General features: G+C 64.7%; 19 protein-coding genes. 11 read left to right on the plus strand and 8 right to left on the minus strand.

The features are described 5' to 3' along the window. The first annotated feature begins 14 nt into the window (after positions 1-14). From ACZ1JW_RS11490 to ACZ1JW_RS11505, 4 genes are all read left to right on the plus strand, one after another. Positions 15-1,265: a threonine ammonia-lyase gene (locus ACZ1JW_RS11490; protein WP_465140648.1), complete on the plus strand. Its 1,251-nt coding sequence runs from the start codon at positions 15-17 to the stop codon at positions 1,263-1,265. A gap of 226 nt (positions 1,266-1,491) precedes the next feature. Further along, the gene (locus tag ACZ1JW_RS11495) at positions 1,492-2,358 is read left to right on the plus strand and encodes an arginyltransferase (RefSeq protein ID WP_465140649.1); all 867 of its coding nucleotides are present in this window, start codon (positions 1,492-1,494) and stop codon (positions 2,356-2,358) included. Further along, entirely contained in the window at positions 2,273-4,561 is a 2,289-nt protein-coding gene (locus ACZ1JW_RS11500; protein WP_465140650.1) for an autotransporter assembly complex protein TamA, read from the plus strand. Before ACZ1JW_RS11495 ends, ACZ1JW_RS11500 begins: the two co-directional genes overlap by 86 nt. Then, positions 4,561-8,754 (plus strand): translocation/assembly module TamB domain-containing protein, encoded by a 4,194-nt coding sequence (locus ACZ1JW_RS11505; RefSeq protein ID WP_465140651.1) that lies wholly within the window; start codon positions 4,561-4,563, stop codon positions 8,752-8,754. Before ACZ1JW_RS11500 ends, ACZ1JW_RS11505 begins: the two co-directional genes overlap by 1 nt. A gap of 133 nt (positions 8,755-8,887) precedes the next feature. Here the strand turns inward: ACZ1JW_RS11505 and ACZ1JW_RS11510 are convergent, their stop codons facing one another. Together ACZ1JW_RS11510 and ACZ1JW_RS11515 are read right to left on the minus strand one after the other, a co-directional pair. After that, positions 8,888-10,312 carry an aldehyde dehydrogenase family protein gene (locus tag ACZ1JW_RS11510; RefSeq protein ID WP_465140652.1) on the minus strand — a complete coding sequence of 475 codons (1,425 nt, stop codon included), beginning with the start codon at positions 10,310-10,312 and terminating at the stop codon, positions 8,888-8,890. A 141-nt stretch (positions 10,313-10,453) separates the two neighbouring features. Beyond that, positions 10,454-10,600 carry a lmo0937 family membrane protein gene (locus ACZ1JW_RS11515; RefSeq protein ID WP_465123412.1) on the minus strand — a complete coding sequence of 49 codons (147 nt, stop codon included), beginning with the start codon at positions 10,598-10,600 and terminating at the stop codon, positions 10,454-10,456. Positions 10,601-10,754: 154 nt separating this feature from the next. Between ACZ1JW_RS11515 and ACZ1JW_RS11520 the strand changes: the two genes are divergently transcribed. After that, positions 10,755-13,016 (plus strand): putative bifunctional diguanylate cyclase/phosphodiesterase, encoded by a 2,262-nt coding sequence (locus ACZ1JW_RS11520; RefSeq protein WP_465140653.1) that lies wholly within the window; start codon positions 10,755-10,757, stop codon positions 13,014-13,016. Positions 13,017-13,030: 14 nt separating this feature from the next. Here the strand turns inward: ACZ1JW_RS11520 and ACZ1JW_RS11525 are convergent, their stop codons facing one another. From ACZ1JW_RS11525 to ACZ1JW_RS11535, 3 genes are all read right to left on the minus strand, one after another. Further along, complete coding sequence (locus ACZ1JW_RS11525) at positions 13,031-13,525, minus strand: CHAP domain-containing protein (protein WP_465140654.1); 495 nt, start codon at positions 13,523-13,525, stop codon at positions 13,031-13,033. 205 nt (positions 13,526-13,730) lie between these two features. Next, positions 13,731-15,140, minus strand: a complete 1,410-nt coding sequence (gene glnA / locus ACZ1JW_RS11530) for a type I glutamate--ammonia ligase (protein WP_465140655.1) — start codon at positions 15,138-15,140, stop codon at positions 13,731-13,733. 160 nt (positions 15,141-15,300) lie between these two features. Beyond that, positions 15,301-15,639 carry a P-II family nitrogen regulator gene (locus tag ACZ1JW_RS11535; RefSeq protein ID WP_144906707.1) on the minus strand — a complete coding sequence of 113 codons (339 nt, stop codon included), beginning with the start codon at positions 15,637-15,639 and terminating at the stop codon, positions 15,301-15,303. A gap of 189 nt (positions 15,640-15,828) precedes the next feature. Here ACZ1JW_RS11535 and ACZ1JW_RS11540 point away from each other — a divergent pair, with 189 nt between their 5' ends. Further along, positions 15,829-16,023 carry a hypothetical protein gene (locus ACZ1JW_RS11540; RefSeq protein WP_465140656.1) on the plus strand — a complete coding sequence of 65 codons (195 nt, stop codon included), beginning with the start codon at positions 15,829-15,831 and terminating at the stop codon, positions 16,021-16,023. Positions 16,024-16,034: 11 nt separating this feature from the next. On the opposite strand, the gene map is transcribed toward ACZ1JW_RS11540, so the two are convergent. After that, on the minus strand, positions 16,035-16,865 hold the full coding sequence (gene map, locus ACZ1JW_RS11545) for a type I methionyl aminopeptidase (protein WP_465140657.1): 831 nt from the start codon (positions 16,863-16,865) through the stop codon (positions 16,035-16,037). 128 nt (positions 16,866-16,993) lie between these two features. Here map and ACZ1JW_RS11550 point away from each other — a divergent pair, with 128 nt between their 5' ends. The 3 genes from ACZ1JW_RS11550 (at position 16,994) to argC (ending at position 19,727) form a co-directional block, all read left to right on the plus strand. Then, positions 16,994-18,376 (plus strand): leucyl aminopeptidase family protein, encoded by a 1,383-nt coding sequence (locus ACZ1JW_RS11550; RefSeq protein WP_465140658.1) that lies wholly within the window; start codon positions 16,994-16,996, stop codon positions 18,374-18,376. A gap of 86 nt (positions 18,377-18,462) precedes the next feature. Continuing rightward, positions 18,463-18,801 (plus strand): SH3 domain-containing protein, encoded by a 339-nt coding sequence (locus ACZ1JW_RS11555; protein ID WP_465140659.1) that lies wholly within the window; start codon positions 18,463-18,465, stop codon positions 18,799-18,801. Beyond that, positions 18,798-19,727, plus strand: coding sequence for an N-acetyl-gamma-glutamyl-phosphate reductase (gene argC, locus ACZ1JW_RS11560; RefSeq protein ID WP_465123405.1), 930 nt, complete (start codon positions 18,798-18,800; stop codon positions 19,725-19,727). Before ACZ1JW_RS11555 ends, argC begins: the two co-directional genes overlap by 4 nt. Before the next feature lie 227 nt (positions 19,728-19,954). Here the strand turns inward: argC and ACZ1JW_RS11565 are convergent, their stop codons facing one another. Continuing rightward, entirely contained in the window at positions 19,955-22,942 is a 2,988-nt protein-coding gene (locus ACZ1JW_RS11565) for a TonB-dependent receptor domain-containing protein (RefSeq protein ID WP_465142770.1), read from the minus strand. Between the two features lie 667 nt (positions 22,943-23,609). After that, positions 23,610-23,927: a 2Fe-2S iron-sulfur cluster-binding protein gene (locus ACZ1JW_RS11570; protein WP_465123404.1), complete on the minus strand. Its 318-nt coding sequence runs from the start codon at positions 23,925-23,927 to the stop codon at positions 23,610-23,612. A 137-nt stretch (positions 23,928-24,064) separates the two neighbouring features. Here ACZ1JW_RS11570 and ACZ1JW_RS11575 point away from each other — a divergent pair, with 137 nt between their 5' ends. Both ACZ1JW_RS11575 and ACZ1JW_RS11580 read left to right on the plus strand, forming a co-directional pair. After that, positions 24,065-24,682, plus strand: coding sequence for a DNA-3-methyladenine glycosylase family protein (locus tag ACZ1JW_RS11575; RefSeq protein ID WP_465140660.1), 618 nt, complete (start codon positions 24,065-24,067; stop codon positions 24,680-24,682). A gap of 36 nt (positions 24,683-24,718) precedes the next feature. Then, complete coding sequence (locus tag ACZ1JW_RS11580) at positions 24,719-25,522, plus strand: SDR family oxidoreductase (protein ID WP_465140661.1); 804 nt, start codon at positions 24,719-24,721, stop codon at positions 25,520-25,522. The last annotated feature ends 24 nt before the right edge of the window (positions 25,523-25,546 follow it).

The following is a 25,546-nucleotide window of genomic DNA, read 5'->3' on the forward strand; positions in this document are numbered from 1 at the left end:
GTTAGGGCGCGGCCATGGAAAACGTAGCGCTCAAGCCCGAAACCCAGGGAACGTCCCTGCTCACCCTCGCCGATGTTCGTGCGGCGGCAGAGCGAATTTCGGGCCAGGTGGTGCGCACGCCCACGCTTTACAGCAAGACGCTGAGCCGGATTACCGGCGCGGATATCTGGCTGAAGTTCGAGAACCTGCAGTTTACCGCCGCCTACAAGGAGCGCGGCGCGCTCAATGCCTTGCTGCAACTGACCGATGAACAGCGTGCGCGGGGCGTGATCGCGGCATCGGCCGGCAACCATGCGCAAGGGCTGAGCTATCACGGCACGCGACTAGGCATGCCGGTAACCATCGTCATGCCGAAGACCACGCCGACGGTGAAGGTGATGCAGACCGAGTCGGTCGGCGGCAAGGTGGTGCTCGAAGGCGAGACCTTTGACGAAGCCTATGCCCATGCGCGCAAGCTTGAGGGCGAACTGGGGCTGACCTTCGTCCACCCGTTCGACGATCCGCGCGTGGCGGCAGGGCAGGGCACGGTTGCGCTGGAAATGCTCGAAGATGCGCCTGAGATCGAGACGCTCGTCGTGCCTATCGGCGGCGGCGGGCTGCTTTCGGGGATGGGCACAGCGGCGCGCGGGATCAAGCCGGGCATCGGATTGATCGGCGTGCAGGCGCAGCTGTTCCCTTCGATGTATGCAAAGCTCAAGCATCTCGAACTGCCTTGCGGTGGCGATACGCTGGCCGAAGGCATCGCGGTGAAGGAGCCGGGCGAGTTCACCTCGAAGGTGCTGGCGCAGATCGTCGATGACGTGGTGCTGGTGAGTGAGGCGGCGCTTGAGAGCGCGGTGGCGTTGTTGCTGCAGATCGAGAAGACCGTAGTCGAAGGTGCGGGCGCGGCAGGGCTTGCCGCGGTGATGACGCACAAGAAGCGCTTTGCCGGACGCAAGGTTGGCATCGTGCTGTGCGGCGGCAACATCGACACGCGGCTGCTTGCCAACGTGCTGCTGCGCGATCTTGCCCGCTCAGGACGCCTTGGGCGCTTGCGCATCACGCTGCAGGATCGGCCCGGCGCGCTGTTCAAGGTGGTCGAGGAGTTCAATCGCCACCAGGTCAATATCCTCGAGGTCTGGCACCAGCGCATCTTTACCTCGCTCCCGGCCAAGGGGCTTACGGCGGAGATCGAGTGCGAGGCGCGTGACCGCGAGCAGATCGACCGTCTCGTCGCAGGGTTGCGGGCCAAGGGATACGACCTCGAACAGGTCGAACTCGGCTGAACTCTGGGCTGATCCGATTCGATCCGAACGGGTGTTAAGGTTCGGAGCAGACTGTGTCCCGGAACCGGACGCGGACGAATGGCGCGGGCAAATCGCCGTTTCGGGCACGATCTGGTGCCAATTTGTGCACCGGAACGTAGTTAACAGGCTTTTAGGATTCGCCGCAGTGATGCATGTTTGTTGCTGACAGACCGGATAGTCCGGCCTGAGGAGCATCATCAACGCCGTGACCGCGCCCGTCCGCTTTCCGCGCTTCTTCGTCACCAGCCCCGCGCCGTGCCCGTACCTGCCGGGTCGGAACGAGAGGAAGGTTTTCACCGAGCTGAAGGGTGCCAATGCCGACGAACTGAACGATGCGCTGAGCCGGATCGGATTCCGTCGCAGCCAGACCGTTGCCTACCGGCCGAGCTGCATCGATTGCTCGGCGTGCATATCGGTTCGGGTCGTCACGCAGGAGTTCCAGCCTTCATCGACGCAGAAGCGCATCTGGAAGCGCAACAGCGATCTCGTGGCAAGTGTCTGCAAACCGTGGTCCACGCCGGAACAGTTCGAGCTGTTGCAGCGTTATCTTGCCGTGCGTCACCCGGGCGGGGGGATGGCAGCCATGGACGAGATGGATTTCGCGGACATGGTGGAACACACCCCGGTCAAGAGTTACGTGATCGAATACAGGGAGCCGACCGTGGACGGCTCGCAGGGCAGACTGGTTGGGGCCTGTCTGACCGACGAGCAGGGCGATGGTCTCTCGATGATCTACAGTTTCTACGATCCACAACACGAGACGCGGTCCGGGCTTGGCACTTTCATCATCCTCGACCATATCCAGCATGCGGCCCGCGTCGGGCTGCCTTATGTCTATCTCGGCTACTGGGTCGAAGGATCGGAGCGCATGCAGTACAAGGTGCGCTTCCGGCCGATGGAGAAACTGGGCCGCGATGGCTGGGAACGGTTCGAACCTGCTGCACAGGCTGTCGCCATCGAGCGGGCTGTTTCCGCGCGGCGTGCCCATGGCGGAGACGACGGACGTCCTGCCATCGAAGGCGGTCTCAAGGATGGCGTTCACGGCGCGCAGGAGCGCTACGCCCGCAGCTGAGCGGCCGCTGGTTCGCGTTCTGGCCGCGCTGATGGCCCTGGCGTTGCCGGGCGGCCATGCCTTTGCACAGTCGATGCAGGCCGATCAGGAGCTGGAGGCGCTGATCCCGGATGCGGCGGTGCAGGACCCCGACACCTGGGCGCAGGATACTGATGCCGCGCGGACCGGCGCGCCGCCTTCGACGGTGATCGAGGAGATCGAAGCCGACACAGCCATGCCTGACATTCCCGGCATGACGATAGCCTGGCCCGATGGCAGCGAGCTTCCCGCGATCGAGCCGCTCTCGCCCGATCCCGACATCGACGTGGCAGAGCAGAGCACCGATGCTGCGGTTGAGGCTTTGCCCGGGCAGCAGGATGCCGATGCTCCTGCCAGCGTCCGGCTCGCCGATGCCGACGTTTCGCGGGTGGGCAAGCAGGTCGAAGTGGCGTTTCCGAGCGGCAAGGAGGCGATTGCCGAGGAAGACCAGATCGTCAGCCGCTTTGCCGGACTTTCCAGCCTCAAGTCGTTCGATGACGACGAGGACAACCTCGCCCAGATCGTCCGCCGCGCGCGGACCGACCGCGAGACCTTGCAGCAGGTGCTGCGGGTTTATGGATATTACGACGCGCAGGTTTACCAGACGCTTGGCGGATTGGGTGAGCGCGCCGAGGGCGAGGCGGCGGGTCCGGTTGACGTCGAGAAGGTCGTCGTGCGCTATGACGTGCAGCCGGGGCCGCAGTATCATGTCGGCAAGATTGCGCTGGGCGATCTTGCGGCGACGGGCGCGGATTACGAGGTCTTGCGCGGCGCATTCAAGCTCAACACCGGCGATGCGATCAATTCGGACCGGATCGTGGCCGAGCGGCTTTCGCTGCAGACGGCGCTGGGCGAGACTGGCTATGCCTTTGCCAAGCTGGGCGATCCTGATCTGCTGATCGACCATGAGCGGCGCGAAGGCGACCTTACCGTACCGGTGACGCCGGGCGGGGTCTATGCCTTCGGCAAGATCAATTCCTCGCGCGAGAAGTTCCTGAGTTCGCGGCACCTGCAGCGGATTGCGCGGTTCGATCCGGGTGAGCGGTTCAAGCGGTCGGAAGTGGATGATCTGCGTCAGGCGATCCTGGCGACAGGGCTGGTGTCCTCGGTCACGGTCGAGGCGCGTGAGGTCACGAGTCCGGCGGCGGGGCAGCCGGGGACGGTCGATGTCGACGTGAAGCTGACGCCTGCGCCCTTGCGCACGATTGCGGGGCTGGTCGGTTATTCGAGCGGCGAAGGTTTCCGCGTGGAAGCAAGTTGGGAGCACCGCAATTTCTTCCCGCCCGAAGGCATGGTGCGCGTGCGCGCGGTGGCCGGTACGCAAGAGCAGCTGGCGGGGGTGACCTTCCGCCGCAACAACTTCCTGACGCGTGACATCGTGCTCAATGCCGATCTCTATGGGCGAAACCAGAAGAGCAGTGCGTTCGAGGCGCGGACGATCTCGTTCACGGCGGGGCTTGAGCGGCAGACGACGCTGCTGTTTCAGAAGCCATGGGTTTTCTCGGCCGGCGTCGAGGTGCTGGCGACGGGCGAACGCGATGCGGCCGCTATCCTCGCCAACGAGCGGCGCAAGACCTACTTCATTGGCGCGCTGCCGATGCGCGCGGCCTATGACGGCAGCGACAACCTGCTCGATCCGACGCGCGGCTTCCGCGTGGGCCTGCGCGTTTCTCCCGAGGTGTCGGTGCTCAACGGCGTGCGGTCGAGCTATGGCAAGGCGCAGTTCGATGCCAGCTACTACCAGCCGATGGGCGAGAAGCTGGTCGTGGCCGGGCGCGTGCGGTTCGGCACGATTGTCGGCACCGACATCACCAATATCGCGCCATCGCGCCGGTTCTATGCCGGTGGCGGCGGATCGGTGCGCGGCTATGGCTTCCAGCTGATCGGCCCTCGCGACACGGCGGGCGAGCCGAGTGGCGGCCGGGCGCTGAGCGAGTTCTCGCTCGAGGCGCGCGTCAAGACCGGGCTGATGGGCGGGGCAGTGAGCCTTGTGCCGTTCGTTGATGCCGGTGCCGTCGATACGACGACGACGCCGCGCCTGCGAGACATCAAGTTCGGGGCGGGCATCGGCCTGCGCTACCAGACGAACTTCGGGCCGATCCGCATCGACCTTGGCACGCCGCTCAATCCCTCGAAGGGGGACAGCCGGATCGGGGTCTATGTGGCGCTGGGGCAAGCGTTCTGATGGCGGACGAAGTCGCCCCCGCTGCCGAGCCGACAAGGCCTGTGCGCTCGCGCCGCGCGCGGTTCGTGCGCGGGTTTGCGCAGCGGTTGGCAATCCTGACGGTGGCGGGGCTGGCGCTTTTGCTGGCGGCGCTGGTGGTGCTCGATTCCTCGCTTGGGCACAGGCTCGTGGCGGACCGGATTGCGGCAATCACGCCGGGATCTGGCCTCAGGATCGAGATCGGGCGGATCGACGGGTCGATCTATGGCGCGGCCAAGCTGCGTGACATCCGGGTGAGCGATCCGGAAGGTGTGTTCCTGACCGTGCCCGAGGCGGAGCTGGATTGGCGGCCGCTGGCGTGGCTCAAGACCGGGCTCGACGTGCGGCTGCTGGCGCTGCACCGCGGCGTCCTGCGCCGCGCACCGCGTCTGCGGCCGAGCGAGGACAAGAACGCGCCGATCCTGCCGGACTTCGACATTCGCATCGACAAGCTGGTGATCGACAACCTGACCGTGTCCGAGGCGATGGCCGGGCAGAAGCGGCGGGTGGACGTGCTGGCCAAGGCCGACATTCGCGGCGGGCACGCGATTGTCGACGTGGCAGGCAGGATCGCCGGTGACCGGGTGCTGTTCCGGCTCGACAGCGAGCCTGACCGTGACAAGTTCGACCTGCGGCTGGCCTACAATTCGCCCAAGGATGGCATGATCGCCAAGATGGTGGGTGCCGATGGCGACATCCGTGCCGACGTGTTCGGCAAGGGCGGTTGGTCGCGCTGGGACGGGCTGGCTTATGCCACGATGGGCGGCAAGCGGCTGGCGGCGTTTCAGTTGGGCAACCAGTCGGGCAATTACCGCCTCGCCGGACAGGCCTGGCCGGGCGGGCTGGTGAAGGGCACGGCGGCGCAGGCGGTGGGGTCGGCGCTTTCGGTGCTTTATGACGGCACGTTTGCGGGCAATGCTTTCGACGGCGCGCTGCGCACGGCGGGCGATGCGTTCAAGGTTTCGGCCAAGGGCAAGCTCGATCTGGCGCAGAACGAGGCGGAAGAGCTGAAGGTCCGGGCTCTGGTGCTCAAGCCTCAGGCGCTGATTTCGGCACCGGAGCTGTCGGGCGTGGCGATTGATGCGACGCTGGATGGCGCGTTCTCCGACCTTTCGATTGAACACGAAGTGCGCGTGCAACGGCTGAAGCTGGGCACGCTGGATGCGCAGGGGCTGCACTCCACCGGCACGGCGACGTGGGACGGCAAACGCTTTGTTCTGCCGCTGGCGGTGACCGCGCAGCGGGTGGTGACGGGCAACGCGATGATCGATCCGCGCTTTCCCGGCGCGCGCATCGGCGGCGATCTGGTGTTCGAGGGCAGCAGGCTGACGTCTGACAATCTCTCGCTGGCGATGAAGGGCCTCGGTGCAAGACTGGCGCTGCGGGGCGACATGGCGCGCGGCGGCTATGCGCTGGCGGGGCCGGTGGTGGCGCGCGGCTTTGCCGTGCAGAACCTTGGCGCGGTGGATGGCACCGCCAAGATCCTGTTCAAGATCGGCAAGGGCGTGCCGTGGACGCTGCAGGCGAACCTTGCCGGGCGGATGACACGGATCGACAACGCAACGCTGCAGACCCTGACTGGCGGCGGCGTGCGTTTTGCCGGAGGGCTGGCGCTGGGCGAGCGGGTGCCGGTGACCTTCCGCAAGGCGACGATCAATTCGGCCAAGCTGCAGATGGCGCTCGACGGCAAGGTCCTGCCCGGTGGGGCGGCATCGCTGACGGGCAGCGGGCGGCACACCGATTACGGTCCGTTCACGGTGGAAGCTGCGATGACGGCCGAGGGGCCGAATGCCGTGCTGGTCTTCGCCAGTCCGCTTCCGGCGGCAGGGCTGAAGGACGTGCGCGTGGCGCTGTCGCCGATCGCGGAGGGCTTCCGTATCGAGACGGGCGGGCAATCGACGCTGGGGCCGTTCAACGGAACGCTCGGGCTGTTCATGCCGCCCGGCGGGGCGACGCGGATCGACATCCAGCAGTTCCGCGTGTGGCAGACCGACGTGACCGGTGGCGTTACATTGGGCAAAGATGGCGTGGCCGGGCAGATCGCGCTGGCGGGCGGTGGGCTGAACGGTACGGTTGCGCTCGCCCCGCGTGAAGGCGGGCAGGGCTTCGATGCCAATGTGACGGCGCGCAATGCCCGGTTCGGCGGAACGCGGCCGCTATCCATCGGCAATGCCAAGGTGGACGCGACCGGCCTGATCAAGGACGGGCATTCGACTATCGAAGGCACGCTGCTGGCCGAGGGCATCGGCATGGGCAAGGTGTTTATCGGCAAGCTCTCGGCGGCCGCCTATCTGCAGGACGGTAGCGGCTCGGTCACGGCGGCCGTCTCGGGCCGCAGGGGCACGCGCTTTGCGCTGCAGGGAACGGCAGCGTTTTCGCCAGACCAGATCGTGGCTTATGTTTCGGGCGATTATGCGGGGCGGCAGGTCTCGATGCCTCGCCGTGCGGTGCTGACGCGTGAGAATGAGGGGTGGCAGCTGTCTCCGACGCAGATCGGCTTTGGTCGCGGCATCCTGATAGCCGAGGGCCACGTCCTGGGCGGGCCGACGCAGCTGCGGCTGCTGCTGTCGCGGATGCCGCTGTCGGTGGTTGATATCGTCGTGGCCGATCTTGGCCTTGGCGGCATTGCCTCGGGCATCGTGGAATACAACAACGACGGCAAGGGTGCGCCTTCCGGCAATGCTGCGCTGATGGTGAAGGGGCTGTCGCGCTCCGGCCTCGTGCTGACTTCGCGCCCGGTGGACGTTGCGCTGGTGGCGCGGCTCGATCCCGAAGCGCTGCAGATGCGCACGGTGATCCGCGAGGGCAACGACATTCGCGGGCGCTTCCAGGCCCTCGTCAGCGGCTTGCCGCGTGGTGGCGGGTTCATGGACCGGCTGGAGGGAGGACGGCTTGCCGGGCAGTTGCGCTATTCCGGGCCTGCCGATGCGCTGTGGCGATTGACCGGCGTGGAGGTGTTCGACCTGACCGGGCCGGTTGGCGTGCGCGCCGACGTTTCGGGCACGATTTCCGCACCGGTGCTGCAGGGCGCAGTCGCGTCGAAGGGGTTGCGGGTTCAGAGCACGCTGACCGGTACCGACGTCGGGCAGGTGCAGCTGGCGGGCACTTTCACCGATTCGACGCTGCAGCTTGCGCGCTTCAGCGGCACGACGGCCAATGGCGGGCGGGTAAGCGGCAGCGGAACGATCGGGCTGGCCGAGCTTTCCGAGCACGGTCCCTCCATCGACCTCAGGCTTTCGGCGCAGAACGCGCAGCTGGTGAACCGCGACGACATGGCCGCGACAGTGACCGGGCCTTTGCGGATCGTCAGCACAGGGGTCGGCGGGACCATCGCCGGTCGTGTGCGGATCGAGCGGGCGCGCTGGGCACTGGGCCGGGCCAATGCGGTGCAGGACCTGCCGGTCATCGCCACGCGCGAAGTGAACGCCCCTGCCGATGCCGCGCCGCCCAAGGTTGCAGCGGTGCCTTGGCGTTTCCTGATCGACGCGGCGGGCGCGAACCGGATCGACGTGCGCGGGCTGGGGCTCGACAGCGAATGGGGCGCGGACATTCGCCTGCGCGGATCGACGGCAGCGCCGCAGATCTTCGGTACGGCAGACCTTGTGCGCGGCGGCTATGAGTTTGCGGGCAAACGGTTTGAACTGACGCGCGGGCGCATCCGTTTTGCCGGCGAAGTGCCGGTCGATCCGCAGCTGGACATCGTGGCTGAGGGCGATGCCAACAACATCAGCGCCAAGATCACGATCACAGGCACCGGCACGAAACCGAACATTGCGTTCTCGTCGACACCCGCGCTGCCCGAAGAAGAGCTGCTCAGCCGCATCCTGTTCGGCAGTTCGATCACCCAGATTTCCGCGCCGGAAGCTGTGCAGCTTGCCGCCGCGCTGGCATCCTTGCGCGGCGGTGGCGGGCTCGATCCGATCAACAAGCTGCGTGCGGCGATCGGGCTTGACCGGCTGCGCATCGTCGGCGCCGATCCTACGGTGGGTTCGGGCACGAGCATCGCGGTGGGCAAGTACATCGGGCGGCGGTTCTTTGTCGAACTGGTGACCGATGGCGCTGGCTATAATGCGACATCGGTGGAGTTCCGGATCACGCGCTGGCTGGCGCTGCTCGGCACGATGTCGACGATTGGCGATGAAAGCCTCAACCTCAAGGTCAGCAAGGACTATTAAGGACGTTCAGGCTGGGCGCAGAAGCGTAGTATCTCTCTTCCGAGCCATGTGGCCGTGTCTGCGACAGCATACAGGCCAGAAAAAAGGGGCCGCTCTTTCGAGCGACCCCTTGCTACTCCGGTTGTCAGGTCGATCAGGCGGGGAGACCGCTGATGGCCTTCATTTCCATGAAGTCCTTAAGACCATAGAGCCCGCCTTCACGGCCATTGCCTGATTGCTTGTAGCCACCGAACGGTGCGCCGGGAGTGGGGCCCCAGTTGTTGATCGCGACCATGCCCGCGCGCAGGGCCGGGGCGACTTCTGCCGCCTTGGCCGGATCGCCGGTGATGCAGGCCGAGAGGCCGTAGGCCGTGTCGTTGGCGATCTCGATGGCCTGGTCGAGGCTGTCGTATGACATGATCGTGGCTACGGGTCCGAAGATTTCCTCTTGTGCGATGCGCATGTCCGGCGTGACGCCCGAGAACACCGTGGGCTTGATGTAGTAGCCGCGGTTGACGTTGGCGGGCAGGTCGGGGCCGCCGGTCTCGAGCTTGGCGCCTTCGTCGATGGCGGACTGGATCAGACCGCGGATCTTGTCGAACTGCGCCTTGTTGACGACCGGGCCGAGGTGGTTGCCTTCCTGCAGCGGATCGCCGACCGGTGTGGCCGAGTACATCGCCGAGACGAATGCGGCGGCCTCTGCTTCACGCTCGCGCGGCACGAGGATGCGGGTGGGCGAGATGCACGACTGGCCAGTGTTGACCAGCGGGCCCGAGGCGGTCGAGGGCAGGTACTTGGCGAAATCGGCATCGGGCAGGACAAGGTTCGGCGACTTGCCACCCAGTTCCTGATGGACGCGCTTTACCGTGTCGGCTGCGGCCTTGGCGACGAGGATGCCTGCACGGGTCGAGCCGGTGAAGCTGACCATGTCGATGCCAGGGTGCGAGCTGATCGCAGTGCCGACGCCGGGACCATCGCCCTGGACAAGGTTGAACACGCCCGGTGGAACGCCTGCGGCATCGAGGATTTCGGCGAAGATCACCGCGTTGGTCGGGCACTCTTCCGAGGGCTTCAGGATCATGGTGTTGCCTGCGGCGAGCGCCGGGGCGACCTTGAGGGCGATCTGGTTGAGTGGCCAGTTCCACGGGGTGATCATGCCGACCACGCCGATCGGCTCGTAAGCCACCTTGTAGGCGCCGTTGTCTTCCATGAAGTTGAAGTTCTTGAGCGCGGCCATGGTGCCGAGGAAGCCGCCGATGCCGGCGCCGACCTGGGCGGTTCCGCCGAAGCTGACCGGGGCACCCATTTCCTCTGCCATCGCAACGGCGAGATCAGGGGCGCGCTTCTTGAACTCGGCGACGATGCGATCCATCAGCGCAAGGCGCTCCTCGCGCGTGGTCTTGCTGAAGGTCTTGAAGGCGCGCTGGGCAGCTGCCACGGCCTTGTCGACATCGGCTTGCGTGCCGAGCGTGATTGCGCAGATGGGCTCTTCCGTAGCCGGGTTGATCACTTCGTGGCGCTTGCCGCCCTCGCTGTCGACCCACTTGCCATCGATGTAGTGCTGAAGCCTCTCGCGCATTGCCGTGTCTCCCGAAAATGAGTGGGCCGGACACTTAGCTGCCCGGCTCCTGCCCTACGGAAGGTAAGCAGCCGCGTTGCATTCTGCAACCTGCCGGCCGTGTCCGATCATGTCACCGGGAGCGCAACCTGACGCTGTGGATCAGATCCGTCGGCCGCGGAACAGATGCACCAGCCCTATCAGGATCGCGATGATGAGAACGATGTGGATAAGGCCGGCAGTCACCTTGAAGGCAAAGACGCCCAGCGCCCACAGGACGAACAGGATCAGCGCGATGGTCAGAAGCATTGAGGGTCTCCGATGCGTTCCTCCCGCCCGCGCCCGTTGGCCCATCAATCCATGGAGGGCCACGCGGTTCCTGTGGCGTAGAACCTATTCAGCGATAACCATTTATTCGGAACCGCTTGCTAGGTCTTGGAGCATGGGGACGGGACCCACCTTCATGCGCGCCGGAATCCGGCACGATTCCGGCGCGGCGGGAGCTGTGTGGATCGTCGTGGGCACTTTCCTAGCGCTTGTGGCGCTGACGGCGGCGCTGGTGGCAGCGTTCAGCAATTCGACCAGCATTGCGGACCGCTTTGCCCGGACCGAGGAGCAGCGGCTGGTCGAGCGCTTCATCGAGCGTACCGAGCGCCAGATCCTCGAAGCCGACAGATTGCAGGTCGTCTGGGATGACGCTGTGGTGAAGCTCAATGCTCCCGATGCCGAGCAATGGGCCCGCAATTTCCTCGCGGGATACTTCTGGGGCAGCCATCGCATCGACCGGATCTACCACGTCCGTTTCGATGGTACTGCAGTGCGGTGCTGGCAGGGGCCGCGCACGACGCAGGACTGCCGATACGGGCAGCTCGGGGCGACGGTGAAAGGGCTGATCCGCCGGTCGGTACGCGACAACGATGGTCGGGATGTGGCCGAATGGCGCCCGCAAGGCGGCGTTCTCTGGCCATTCGACAGCAAAGGCCTGCCGATGTCGCGAGGGCTTTCGGCGATGACCTCGTTCGATGGCCACCCGGCGATGGTCGCGGTGGCCTCGGTCGTGCCTGACGTCACGCCTTCGCTCATGCACGGCGAGCCTGATTATATCGTGCTGGTGCGCTATGTGGATGAGCGGGTGATCAACGACCTGCAATCCTCGCTGCTGCTGGACGGGGTGAAGTTCTCGACCGAGCCCGATAGCGATCCGGCGCGCAATGCCCTCGCGGTGACTGACGCGCAGGGGCGGCGGATCGGATGGTTCTCGTGGATTTCCAAGCCGCCCGGGCCTGCGATCCTGCGCCAGACTGCACCATTGCTGGCAATCTACATCCTGTTCTTCGTTGGCGTGGTGGCAGGCGGGGCGATCATCGTGCGGCGCATGCGGCGCACGACCAGCGAACTGGTGGCGAGCGAAGCGCAGGCGCAGCACAACGCGTTGCACGACGCAATGTCGGGCCTGCCCAACCGTGCCCACTTCATGCAGCGTCTGCGGCAGGAACTGGCGGCCTGTGTCGATCAGCCTGACCTTGGCGATGTTTTCGTGGCCTATGTCGACATCGACCGCTTCAAGGTGGTCAACGACACTCTCGGCCACCATGTGGGCGATGAACTGGTCCGGCAAGTGGCGCTGCGTATGCGCCGTTCGCTGCCGCCGGGGGATTTCCTATCGCGCTTCGGCGGCGACGAATTCGTGTTGCTGCGCCGCTCGACCGGCGGGCGGGTGGCGGCAGATATGCTGGGGCGCCAGCTCATGGCCATCGCGCGCGAGCCGTTCGTGATCTCGGGCAACAATCTCGAAGTGAGCTTCTCTTGCGGTATCAGCTGGGGACCGGAGCAGAGCGAGGACCCCGGCGAACTGCTGCGCCGCGCCGACATCGCGCTGTACCGCGCCAAGCAGCGCGGGCGCGCTCGCTATCGCCGTTTCACGCGCGACATGGACGCCTCGGTCAAGCTGCGGCTGGAGATGGAGATGGAACTGCGCCGCGCCATCGTTCGCGACGAGCTGACGCTGGCCTATCAGCCGGTTGTCAACGCGGCGGACGGCGCCGTGCTAGGCTTTGAAGCGCTGCTGCGCTGGCACCATCCCGAGCGGGGTTCGATCCGGCCAGGGCTGTTCGTGCCGGTTGCCGAGCAGGCGGGGCTCATGCTGGCACTTGGTAACTGGGTGCTGCGCCGCGTGTTTACCGAGTGCCACGACTGGTCCGACTGCGAGATTTCGGTCAACCTCTCGCCGCTGCAGATCATGGCGAGCGATTTTCTGCAAACCATCGATGCACTTGTGCGCGAGACGGGGGCAGACCCGCGCCGGTTCATTCTTGAAGTGACCGAAGGGGTCATGCTCGACCGGTCGGACCATGTGGTCGATGTGCTGAAGGGCCTGAAGTATCGCGGCTTCCGCATCGCGCTCGACGACTTCGGGATCGGCTATTCGTCGCTCAGCTACCTGCGCTCGTTCCAGTTCGACCGGATCAAGATCGACCGTTCATTCGTGCAGAACATCGAAGCGGATCTCGATGCGCACTCGATCCTGCGTGCGATCGTCTCGCTGGGCCACACCTTGCGGATGAAGGTCGTGGCCGAGGGCGTGGAAACGCCGATGCAGCGGGCGCTGGTTCAGGCGGCAGGGTGCCAGATGATCCAGGGCCATCTGTTCTGGGAGGCAATGCCTGGCGAGGAGGCGAAGGCCTTGATCGTTCCGCAGGAGCGCAAGCAGCGCCGCCTGGCCTGAGTAGCGGTCTCTGGTCAGCCCTTGGCGGGCTTGGCCGCGCCGGAGTCAGCAGTCATGGTGCGGGGATAGATGAAGCCCTTGGCAGGGCTGGCGCGCAGGCCGACCGAACGGGTCGGCGCAAACCACACGCGGACTTCGCTCCAGTCACCGGCGGCCGAAACGTCGATCGCCATGACGCCCTTTTCGACCAGGCCCGGACCCGACCAGTTGGCATGGTCGATCAGGATATGGCGGGCATCGACAACCTTGCGGACAACGGCGACGTGGCCATAGGGCATTGCGCGGGTGCCGGCAAAAGCGAGGACGGCGCCTGCCTTGGGCTGCTGGCCGCGGTCGTAGCTGCCTTCGGCATTGCTCCACCAGTCGCGCGCATTGCCGCTGATCTGGACGTCGGAAATCTGGCGGGCATAAGTCACGCACTGCAGCCGGGCATGCGCTGCCGAGGGCAGGGCGGCAAAGGCGAAGAGGGCGAGGAAGGCTGCGACCGCGTTCTTTAGCATGTGCAGCATCACTAAGGATTTCGGGGGATTCGAGGAGTCCTGCACGCCTCCGTTCATCCTGCGGCAATCACAGTTCACCTCGCTTCGTCGAATTTTTTTGGTGCGCTGTGGATAAAATCACAAATCGGTGCGTTTCCCGCTGCAGGCGGTGGCGCAAACCAAAAGGGCGCCCGGTTTCCCGGACGCCCTTTCGTGTCTTCGCTGATCGGATGGATCAGAGCGAGTAGTACATGTCGAACTCGACGGCCGACGGCGTGGTTTCCCAGCGCATCACTTCCGGCCACTTCAGTTCGATGTAGGCTTCGATCTGGTCCTTGGTGAACACGCCACCCTGGAGCAGGAATTCGTGATCGGCTTCGAGGCTGTCGAGCGCTTCGCGAAGGCTGCCGCACACGGTCGGAACCTGAGCGAGTTCTGCCGGCGGCAGATCGTAGAGGTTCTTGTCCATGGCTTCGCCCGGGTGGATCTTGTTCTTGATCCCGTCGAGGCCAGCCATCAGCAGCGCTGCATAGCAGAGGTAGGGGTTGGCCATCGCATCGGGGAAGCGGAACTCGACGCGCTTCGCCTTGGCGCCAGCGCCATAGGGGATGCGGCACGAGGCCGAACGGTTGCGGGCCGAGTAGGCGAGCAGCACAGGGGCTTCATAGCCCGGCACCAGGCGCTTGTAGCTGTTGGTGGTCGGGTTGGTGAAGGCGTTCAGCGCCTTGGCGTGCTTGATCACGCCGCCGATGAAGTACAGGCACATTTCCGACAGGCCGGCATAGCCGTTGCCGGCGAAGAGCGGCTTGCCAGCTTCCCAGATCGAGATGTGGGTGTGCATGCCCGAGCCGTTGTCGGTCTTGATCGGCTTCGGCATGAACGTGGCGGTTTTGCCATAGGCCTGTGCGACCTGCTGCACGACGTACTTGTAAACCTGCATGCGGTCAGCGGTCTGAACCAGCGTGCCGAAGGTCAGGCCGAGTTCGTGCTGGGCCGAAGCCACTTCGTGGTGGTGCTTGTCGCAGGGCAGGCCCATTTCGATCATCGTGCGGACCATCTCGCCGCGGATGTCGACGCAGCTGTCAACCGGAGCGACCGGGAAGTAGCCACCCTTGGCGCGCGGACGGTGCGCAAGGTTGCCGCCTTCGTAGTCCTTGGCCGAGTTGGTCGGCAGTTCGATATCGTCGATCTTGAAGCCGTTGCCGTCATAGCCGTCGTAGAACTTGACGTCGTCGAAGAGGAAGAATTCAGCTTCCGGGCCGACATAGACGGTATCACCGAAGCCACCGGCCTTGACGAAGGCTTCGGCGCGCTTGGCGGTCGAACGCGGGTCGCGCGAATAGAGCTCGCCAGTCGACGGTTCGACGATGTCGCAGCAGATGACCAGCATCGGCGAGGCCGAGAACGGATCGATGTAGACGGCGTCGAGGTCGGGCTTGAGGATCATGTCCGACTCGTTGATGGCCTTCCAGCCTTCGATCGACGAACCGTCGAACATCAGGCCGTCTTCCAGTTCGTCTTCGCCGAGAACGGTCGAGACCATGGTCAGGTGCTGCCACTTGCCCTTCGGGTCAGTGAAGCGCAGATCGACCCATTCGATTTCCTCGTCCTTGATACGGGCAAGGATGTCCTTTGCAGTTGCCATCGCTGGTCCTTCTTAATGCCCCGGCGGAGAGGCCTGGGGGTATCTGGGGTGGTTGTCTGGAGGCTGCCCGTCCACAGGCCACCCCCGTTATGCTGCCTGCCGGACACTCAGGTCCGGGCAAGCCTCAATCTGGTATCTTGCTGTCGATCAGATCGCCCGATCAGATAGCATCGTCGTTGCGCTCTCCGGTGCGGATGCGCAGAGCGCTTTCGACGGGGATCACGAAGATCTTGCCATCGCCGATGCGGCCGGTCTGCGCAGCCGAAGCAATCGCTTCGACGACACGATCAACGAGGGCATCGCCGACCACGACTTCAAGCTTCACCTTGGGCAGGAAATCCACGACATATTCGGCGCCGCGATAGAGTTCGGTATGGCCCTTCTGACGCCCGAAACCCTTGGCTTCGGTCACCGTGATGCCCGACACGCCGATCTCGTGCAGCGCTTCCTTTACTTCATCGAGCTTGAAGGGCTTGATGATCGCTTCGACCTTTTTCACGTCGTTCAGACCCCTGCAACGCGGGCCGAACCCGACCATGACAATCTGCCACGGCGGCGTTCCGGCAATGAGTTCCCGTGCGTGACTACGAGTTTACAAGAATCGTGCCACGCGCTGAGGGAAAGCACTAGGCGATCACGCTGCAACGCGAAAGCCGTAAAATCAGGGGCTCGGCAAGATTTGAATCGAATGCGTAAGGGCAACATGCGCAAGATTGCGCAGGTTTGTTCAAATCATGCACAATTTTTGCGCAAGGACTGCCTGTTTTTTGGGCAGATCAATCGTCCCGATCGTCATTGCGAGGAGCAAAGCGACGAAGCAATCCAGAGCACATTGCGCTGCCGCACTGGATTGCTTCGCTACGCTCGCAATGACGGACTGTAAGGAACTGAAGATCAGTCTGCGTAGGGCGGCTTGTGCAATCCCTTGGGGCTGGCGGTGAATATCTCGCAGCCGTCCTCGGTGATACCGATGGAATGTTCGAACTGTGCCGAGAGCGAACGGTCGCGCGTTACTGCGGTCCAGCCGTCCTCGAGGATCTTCACGCCGGGCTTGCCGAGATTGATCATCGGTTCGATCGTGAAGAACATGCCGGGCTTGAGTTCAGGGCCGGTTCCGGCGCGGGCGGCGTGGACCACTTCAGGAGCGTCGTGGAACAGGCGGCCGAGGCCGTGGCCGCAGAATTCGCGCACGACGCCGTAGCGCTGCTTTTCGGCGTGGGCCTGAATCGCAGCGCCGATGTCTCCCAGACGCGCGCCGGGCTTTGCCTGTTCGATTCCGATCATCAGGCATTCGTAGGTCACGTCGACCAGACGCTTGGCCTTCAGCGGCACGTCACCGACCAGATACATGCGGCTGGAATCGCCGTGCCAGCCGTCGAGCAGCGGGGTCACGTCGATGTTGACAATGTCGCCGTCCTTGAGGGTCTTCTCCGAGGGGATGCCGTGGCAGACCACGTGGTTTATCGAGATGCAGCACGAATGGGTGTAGCCACGATAGCCGAGCGTTGCCGGAACCGCGCCGCCATCGAGCGTCATCTGGCGGACGACATCATCGAGATAGTCGGTGCGCACGCCGGGCACCACCAGCGGGGCAAGGGCATCGAGAATTTCGGCGGCCAGGCGCCCGGCCTTTCGCATGCCTTCAAAGCCTGCGGGGCCATGGAGCTTGATGGTGCCGTCGCGCAATTGGACGTCGTGGTCTTCAACGGTCAGATATTCGGTCATGCGCGCCATGTAGCGACATTGCCTGCAAATTGCGAGATGTCCGCGCTGGCTGTTTCATCCGGGCAGGCTTCACCCGGGAAATCGGCGCCTTGCGACGCGCCGCGCCATGCGGCATGTCCTTGTGCAAGATGACTGACAGAAACGCGCTGATCCAGCCCGATCGCGGCCAGCAGGCCATTGCCCTCCATCTGGTCGACAAGACAACGCTGCCCGACTTTCTCAAGAGCCTCAACGGAGGGCAGCGTGCCGCGCTCGCCGCGCAGAAGTTCGAGGGCGGGGGCTATGAGCATGCGATCGTGCCTGATGGCGACGGCTGGTTCGCCGTGGCGGGCGTGGCCAACGTCAATGACCTGTCTTCGTGGTGCATGGCCAAGCTGGCGGATGTGCTGCCGGGCGGCACCTACCGGCGTGCTGGCGGTGAGCCGGGCAAGGCGCTGCATGGCTGGGTGACCGGGCAATACCGCTTCGACCGCTATCGCAAGGACGCCAAGGATGCCGAACCGCGCGTGCTGCTGACCAAGGACGTAGCGCTGATCGAGCCTGCGCTGGCCGAGGCGACGGCGGTGCTGATGGTGCGCGATCTGGTAAACACGCCCGCCGAGGACATGGGGCCGCTGCAACTCGAGGCCGAGGCACGGGCTCTGGCCAAGCGGCATCATGCCGAGGTCCATGTCGTGTCGGGCGATGCGCTGGAGCACGACTATCCGATGGTCCACGCCGTCGGCCGTGCTGCTGCGCGCAGCCATGCGCCGCGCCTGATCGAGATCGAGTGGGGCGATCCCAAACAACCGCGCGTAGCCATCGTCGGCAAGGGGGTGTGCTTCGATTCGGGCGGGCTGGACATCAAGCCGTCCTCGGGCATGGCCTTGATGAAGAAGGACATGGGCGGGGCAGCGCACGCGCTGGGACTTGCGGGGCTGATCATGGCCATGGGCCTGAAGATCCGGCTGCACGTGCTTGTTCCTGCGGTGGAAAATGCCATCTCGGGTAACGCTTTCCGACCGGGCGACATCCTGCGGTCACGCGCAGGGCTTTCGGTGGAGATCACCAACACCGATGCGGAAGGCAGGCTGGTGCTGGGCGATGCGCTGACCCGCGCCACCGAGTTGAAGCCCGACCTGGTGATCGATTTCGCCACCTTGACCGGCGCGGCGCGCGTCGCGCTGGGGCCCGATCTGCCCGCGATGTTCGCGCGCCGGGCGGAAACCGCGCAGGGGCTGCTGTCCGCGGGGATCGAGCGGGACGATCCGTGCTGGCAGCTTCCGTTGCACGAGGGATACCGTGAATACCTGAAGTCTGACGTGGCCGATTTGCAGAATTCGCCCGCGAACGGCTTTGCCGGGGCTAGCGTGGCCGCGCTCTTTCTTGACCGCTTTGTCGGCGAAGGCATTGATTGGGCACACTTCGATACTTTCGCATGGCGCCCTGTGGGCAAGCCGGGCCGTCCCAAGGGCGGCGATGCCTTGGGGCTGCGCTCAGCCTGGGGTCTGCTCAAGAGCCGCTATTCGTGACGCGCCACCGCTTGCCTGACAGCGCCGACGCCGCTAATCGCCCGGCTTTCCTGCTGCGGGGACACCCTGAATTGACTGTCGAAGCCATGCCTCTTTCCACCGACCTGCCGACCGGCCCGCTCCAGTTGACGCGCCCGTCGGACCGCTCGGACAAGCCGCACCTGCCGGTGCGTGGTGATCTTGCGCACATCGGGCTCGCGGGGAAGTACTTCGTGCCGCACTACGCCGTGCCGATGCCGCACGCAGTCAAGGGTGACGCGGTCCTGCGCGGGGCTGGCAAGGCCGATGCGGTGGAACTGCGCGCCTTGGCTGTAGGCGAAGTGTTCGACGTGCTCGACATCGCGGGTGGCTGGGCCTGGGGACAGGCCAAGTCTGATCTGCTCGTCGGCTATGTCGAGATGAGCAAGCTGGAAGCGGTGAAGTGACCACATCGGTTTTCATCGACGGTGCCGCTGGGACGACCGGGCTGGAGATTGCCGAGCGGCTTGCCGGACGCAGCGAATTTGCGCTGATCGCGCTTGATGACGCGCGCCGCAAGGATGACGCGGCGCGGGCCGAGGCGATCAACGATGCCGACGTGGTGATCCTGTGCCTGCCGGACGAAGCCGCGCGTGATGCCGTGGCGATGATCCGCAACGATCGCACCAAAGTGATCGACGCTTCGACCGCGCACCGCGTGGCCGATGGCTGGACTTATGGCTTTCCCGAAATCGTCGGGCGCGAGACGGTGGCAGCGGCCAAGCGGGTTTCCAACCCCGGCTGCTATCCCACCGGCTTCATCGGCTTGCTTGCGCCGCTGGTGCACAACGGCCTGCTGCCTGCCGCGTGGCCCTATAGCTGCAATGCCGTGTCCGGCTACTCGGGCGGCGGCAAGGCGCTGATCGGGCGGTTCGAGGACGATACGGACATCGCCTGGCGCGGTTATGGCCTGACCTTCGGGCACAAGCATGTGCCGGAAATGCAGCGCTATACCGGCGTTGCCATCGCGCCGCTGTTCAGCCCTGCGGTGGTCAATGCCCATCGCGGCATGGTGGTGGAGATCCCGCTGGCGCTGGGGGTGATGCCGGGCAACGTGCCCGCCGATCTGCTGCGCGCGGCGCTGACGCAATTCTATGCCGGATCGCCGGTCGTGACCGTGGCGCAGGATCTTCCTGCCGATGGCGAGATGCTGATGCGCGCATCGATGGAGCCGTGGGACGGGTTGACGCTGCACGTGATGGGCAGCGCCGATGGTGAGCAGGCGCGACTGGTTGCCGTGCTCGACAATCTGGGCAAGGGGGCGAGCGGCGCTGCGGTGCAGTCGCTGAACCTGATGTCCGGTCTGGACGAGACGGCGGGCCTGCGGCTCTAACTGACATCAAAGCATTTGCGTCCCCGCGAAGGCGGGGACCTCAGTCGGCTTACTCTGATGTTCAGTAACAACACCGTGGCCACCGCCTTCGCGGAGGCGCAGGCATTTTTGCGTGCGCTTGGGCCGCATGCACCAAAAAAGAGGGGCGACATCGCGAGATGCCGCCCCTTCAGTTTCTGGAAACGTGACGTAGAGACTAGTTTTCGTAGAGACTACGCGACGTGGACTTAAAAGTCGGCCTGGAAGCCAACCTTGAAGTAACGGCCCAGGATGCCCTGTCCGCCCTGGATCGGGTTGTAGAGGTATGCACCGTAAGTCACGACATCCACCGGCGGCATCTTGTCGAACAGGTTCAGCGCGGTGAGCGACAGCGTGAAGCGGTCGTTGACCTTGAAGCGCGTCTGCAGGTCGAAGGTGATGTAGCGCGGCACGTCGCAGCCCGAGGGGCTGTAGCCGGGGTTCAGACCACAGTCCTTGTAGCCGGTGCCCTGGTCGACGGCCGAGAGATTGTAGCCACCGAAGTAGTTGAGGGTGGTGTTGATCTCGAGGTTGTCGTCGAACTGCACGCCGTTCAGCCAGTAGCCGTGCCACTTGGGCGTGCCCGAACCTGCCGTCAGGTTGAAGTTGCCGAGCGTGCCGTCATAGCGCTCGACCCCGCCACCGCTCGCCGTCAGGTCCGATTCCAGCTTGATGATGTAGCTGGCTTCGAGATGGCTGGTGAAGCGGATGTTGTCGGTCAGGTTGACGCGTCCGTCGATCTGGAAGTCGAGGCCCGAGACGCGCTGCGTGTTGGCATTGATCAGCTGCGACTGGACGAAGGCGATGCGCGGCGTCGCGTTCGGGAAGTCGGGGCTGACCGCGTCCGGGATCACCGTGTAACCGGCCGGGATCGGCTGTCCGGCATAGTAGGCCAGCAGCGCGGGCGAGTTCGAAGGCTGGGCAATCACCCCGGTCTTCTTGATGTTGTAGTAGTCGACCGAGATGCTGAAGTTGCGGATCGGTTCGAACAGGATACCCGCCGTGAAGCTGCGCGAACGCTCCGGCTTCAGGTTCGGCGAGGCAAGCGTGGTCTGGCCGTAGGAACCGGAACGGATATAGGTCGGGCAATCGCTGAACGTGGCGACCGTGCAGCCGTACTGGCTGAGGTAGGCGTCGTTGAACGCCGCCGAGGTGTTGGTCACGAACCCGGTGGTCGGCAGGGCGTTGGCCTCGCCGAACGACGGGATGCGGAAGCCCTTCGACCATGTGCCGCGGATCAGCAGCTGGTCGATCGGCTTGAACTTGATCCCGGCCTTGGGGCTGAAGGCGTTCTGGCCGCTCGAATACTTGTCGTAACGACCGGCGAGGTTGACTTCGACCTGTTCGAGGATCGGCGCGTTGACTTCGGCAAAGCCCGAATAGACCCAGCGGCTGCCCTTGGTGCCGAAGGCATTGAGGGTGAAGTAGCGCTGCGTCGGCCCGAAGGTGTCGGGGTTGCCCGAAGGTGCGTCGACCGCTTCGTAGCGGGCGCCTGCACCCACCGCGACCTGCAGCTTGCCGCCCGGCAGTTCCATCAGGTCCGCGCCGAGCGTGCCCTGGAACTGCACCTGGTCAGAGGTGGCGTTCAGGATCTGCGTCGGACGCAGGAAGTCGTTCTGGGCCTGCGTGTTCTGCGTCAGGTCGACGAAGTTGTAGGTGCCACGAGCAACTGCGGTCAGCAGGTTGGCGATGTAGACATAGCCTTCCTGACGGCGGCGCAGGTCGTCATGCATCGCGGTCGCGCCGAAGTCGAAGTTGATGGTGTCGGTCAGGTCACCCTTGATGCCGATGGCCCCGCGATAGGCGCGGTTGCGCGTCTCGTTGAAGGTCGGACGGTCGAACAGGCGGCCCTGGATGCGCGCCAGCTGTCCGGCAGCGGCGAACGGGTTGTTCGGGTTGAGCGTGCCGTTGGTGGCATTGCAACCCGTGTTGAGGCCGCTGGCATCGCCAACGCCGGTGGCGCAGACGTAGACCGGCAGGGTCAGCGCGAACGAACCGGGCGCGCGGGTGGCCGAGTTGTTCGAGGTCGAGAAGCCGGGGAACAGGATGCCGGCGTTCGAATTGCGCGCGATCTGTTCCGGCAGGCCGGTGTACGAGGACTTGCTCTGCAGGAAGTTGAACTCGGCGTAGGCTTCGATGCTGTCGCTCAGCGCGGCGGTGACGCGGGCCGAGACGCCCCAGCGCTCGATGTCAGGCTGGATCACGCCGTACTTTCGCGTAAGATCGACGGTGCAGGTCTGCAACGGCGCGGCAGCGCTGGCAGCAAGCTGCGCCGGCGTGAGCGTGTAGGCGCTGTCGCAGCCAACGTTGTTAAGGAGCTGGAAGCGGCCGAGCGCTGTGGTGTTCGTGGCGTCATAGGGACGAACGATCAGCGGGCCGGTGAAGCCGGTGTAGCTGGTGGCCGTCGGCGAGTTGAGGCGATCATCGCTGCCGCAATCGCCATCGGGCGAGCACACGCCGGTCTGGTTGTCGGTGTTGAACGGATAGCCGCGGTCGCGGTTCATCAGCTTCTTGCTGCGATAGTAGAAGCCCGAGACATAGGCGTTGTAGCCGTCTTCCTCGATGTCGCCCTTGCCGGCGGTCAGCGAGAGGCGATACTGCGGCGCATCGCCCCGCTCGGATACGCCGGCTTCGCCCCGTGCGCGCACGCCCTTGAATTCGCGCTTGGTGATGATGTTGACCACGCCCGCGATCGCGTCGGCGCCATAGGCTGCCGAAGCGCCGTCACGCAGCACCTGCACGCGGTCGACGATGTCGTCGGGGATGGTGTTGAGGTCGACGAAGTTGCGCGAGCCGTCATCGGCCAGCGGGTAATAGGCGGCACGCATGCCGTCGAACAGGACCAGCGTCGAGTTGGTCGAAAGGCCGCGCAGCGAGATGGCCGAGGCACCGGCTGCGAAGGCGCCATTGGCGGTGAACGAGTTGGTCAGCGCCGGGCCGTTGTTGGCGGCCAGCGTCTGCAGGCCTTCCTGCACGGTCGAGATGCCGCGTTGATCGAGGTTCTCCTGCGTCACCGTGGTGACCGGCGAGACGGTCTCGGTATCGGTGCGGCGCAGGATCGAGCCGGTGACGACGATGGTCTGGGCATCGCCGCAGCTGGGATCGTCGGGGGTCGTGCTGCAATCGACGCTTTGCGGCGCGGCAGTTGTAGACGCGTCCTGCGCGAAAGCCGCGGTGGAGATCAGCGCGAAGCCCATCGCCAGCGGTGTTGCGCCCGTACGGAGCGCGGAGAGATACTTGATGTTCACGTGGCAGTCCTCTTGTCCTGAACGTCTGTTTCCATGGACTGGAAGCAGGCCCTTCCACCTCGCTGCGTGGCCTCCGCGAGTGCGGTCGGCTAGCGGCTGGGGGGAGAGAGGCGCCTGTGTGGCGAGGCAGATCGCCGCGTTCAAACGGGAAACCGGAGTTCCCACATTAAACGTTAGTTAGTGTTGTGTTCATGTAACAAGATACTGAAAGATAGATATAAAATGTTCTCAGAAACGGTTCGTCGCAAATTGGAAGATATTTAGACATACCTATCGTTAGGGGTAAACTTAATTGCGCAGGAAACCTGTTTCGGTTTCAAATCTTGCGCGTCCAGAGCCGTCGTTGAAGAGGTGGAAGGTGCATGGGGAGAGGTTCACGCACGAGCCACAAAATGGTTCCTGGAAAAAATGCACGGACGACATGATCTCCTGCGAAGGGTGCGTAGCGGTTCTCCGTTCCGCGCGCCTCCAGCGATGGACACAGGTGGTCGGGAGTCGTTCGGTGCATCAGGCGGAAAGGCACCGCGCCGAGCGTTGGAGCCGAGCGTTGGACAAGAAAAAGGCCCGCACTCCGGGTGGAGGCGGGCCCTTTCAGTCGGCGCAAAGGCGCGGAAAATCAGTCTTCCGGCGCGATCGTCACGCGCAGGCCGTCAAGCGCGCTGGTCAGCTGAACCTGGCAGGACAGGCGCGAGGTTTCGTTGCGGTGGTCCGAGCTGTCGAGCAGGTCGTTCTCGTCTTCGCTCATCGGCGAGACCTTGTCTGCGAACGCGGGGTCGACGTAGATGTGGCAGGTCGCGCACGAGCAGCAGCCGCCGCACAGCGCGAGCAGCTCGTCGAATCCGTTGTCGCGGATCGCTTCCATTACCGACAGGCCGGCATCGGCCTCGACCGTCTTCTCTTCACCCGCACGATTGACAACCACGATCTTCGGCATCGTTCGTTCTCCAAATGCGGCGACGGGTACAAACGCAGTCCCCGCGCCCCCTGTTCGCCTTTGGACGGCGCTGCTATCGCGCCCTATCGGGTTTGGCAACTGCCGATCCGGCCAAAACTCTGTTGCGGAGAACTAGGGTGGGACTGACGGCGCAGGCCATTCGCGAAGGGCTGGACCACATCGCGGCGAGCAACCCGCTGCTGGCAGGCGCGATCGAGCGCGTCGGCTATCCCGAGCCGCGCATCCGTGAGACCGGTTACCGCACGCTGCTGCGCACCATCGTCGGGCAGCAGGTGAGCGTCTCGGCGGCCACTTCGGTCTGGAACAAGCTGGAGGCGCTGCTGGGCGAGGACATGCCGCCGCAGGACTTGCTGGCCGCCGATTTCGATTCGCTGCGGGCTTGTGGCCTTTCGCGGCAGAAGCAGGGTTACGCGCGGTCGTTGTGCCAGCTGGTGGTATCGGGCGAACTCGATCTCGAGGCGCTGCCAGCAGACGACGAGGAGGCGATTGCCGAGCTGGTCAGGATCAAGGGCATCGGGCGCTGGTCGGCGGAGATCTACCTGCTGTTCGCCGAAGGACGCCCGGACATCTGGCCCGCAGGCGATCTGGCGGTGCAGGTGGGGCTGGGCAAGCTGCTGGGCCTTGCCGAACGACCGAGCGAAAAGGAAACGCGCGAGTTGGCCGAGGACTGGCGGCCCCATCGCGGGGCGGCGGCGATCTTTACATGGCATTGCTATAACAATCCGGCGCTGTAATCTGCTGCTGACAATAATGTGAGCAGGAGGGGCCGCGTGGCGCGCAAGACGATCTTCATAACCGGGGGCGCATCGGGCATCGGGCGCGCGGTGGCGCAGCGCTTTGCGCAAGGCGGCTGGTTCGTCGGGATAGCGGACATCAACGAGCACGGCATGGCCGAGACCGCGACGCTGCTGCCGCCGGGGCAAAGCGCGCTGCACAAGCTGGACGTGCGCGACCGGGCGGCGTGGGATCAGGCTCTGGCCGATTGCGCGAAGGCTGCGGGCGGCGGGATCGATGTGGTGTTCAACAATGCCGGGATTCCGATTGGCGGGGCGATTGTTGACCTGACTTCCGAGGAAATCGAACGCACGCTCGACATCAATCTCAAGGGCGTGATCTTCGGCGCGCAGGCGGCGCATCCATGGTTGAAGGCAAGCGGGCCGGGATCGTGCCTGCTCAACACGGCGAGTGCGGCGGGGATATATGGCTCGCCGGGGGCGTCGGTCTATTCGGCGACCAAGTTCGGGGTGCGTGCGGTTACCGAAGCGTTGGATGGCGAATGGGCGGATGACGGGATCAAGGTGCGCGACCTGATGCCGGGGTTCATAGAGACGCCGCTGCTCGACCACGCCCCCAACCGAGCCAGCAACGAGGATATCCGCACTCGCGTGCGCGGCGCGGGGCTGGAGATCACGCCGGTGCGCGAGGTGGCCGAGGCGGCGTGGGCGGCGGTGCATGGCGACAAGGTGCATACGCTCGTCGGCAAGACCGCTCGGCGGCTGGCGTTTGCCTCACGCTGGATGCCGGGGGCGTTGCGCAAGCAGATGCGGTCTGCGGAGCGGCCTTTGGGGAAGTAGAGAGCTTTGTTTGTGCCGCCCGAG

The sequence above is a fragment of the Novosphingobium sp. BL-A-28-Hi1-0D genome, assembly GCF_055521755.1.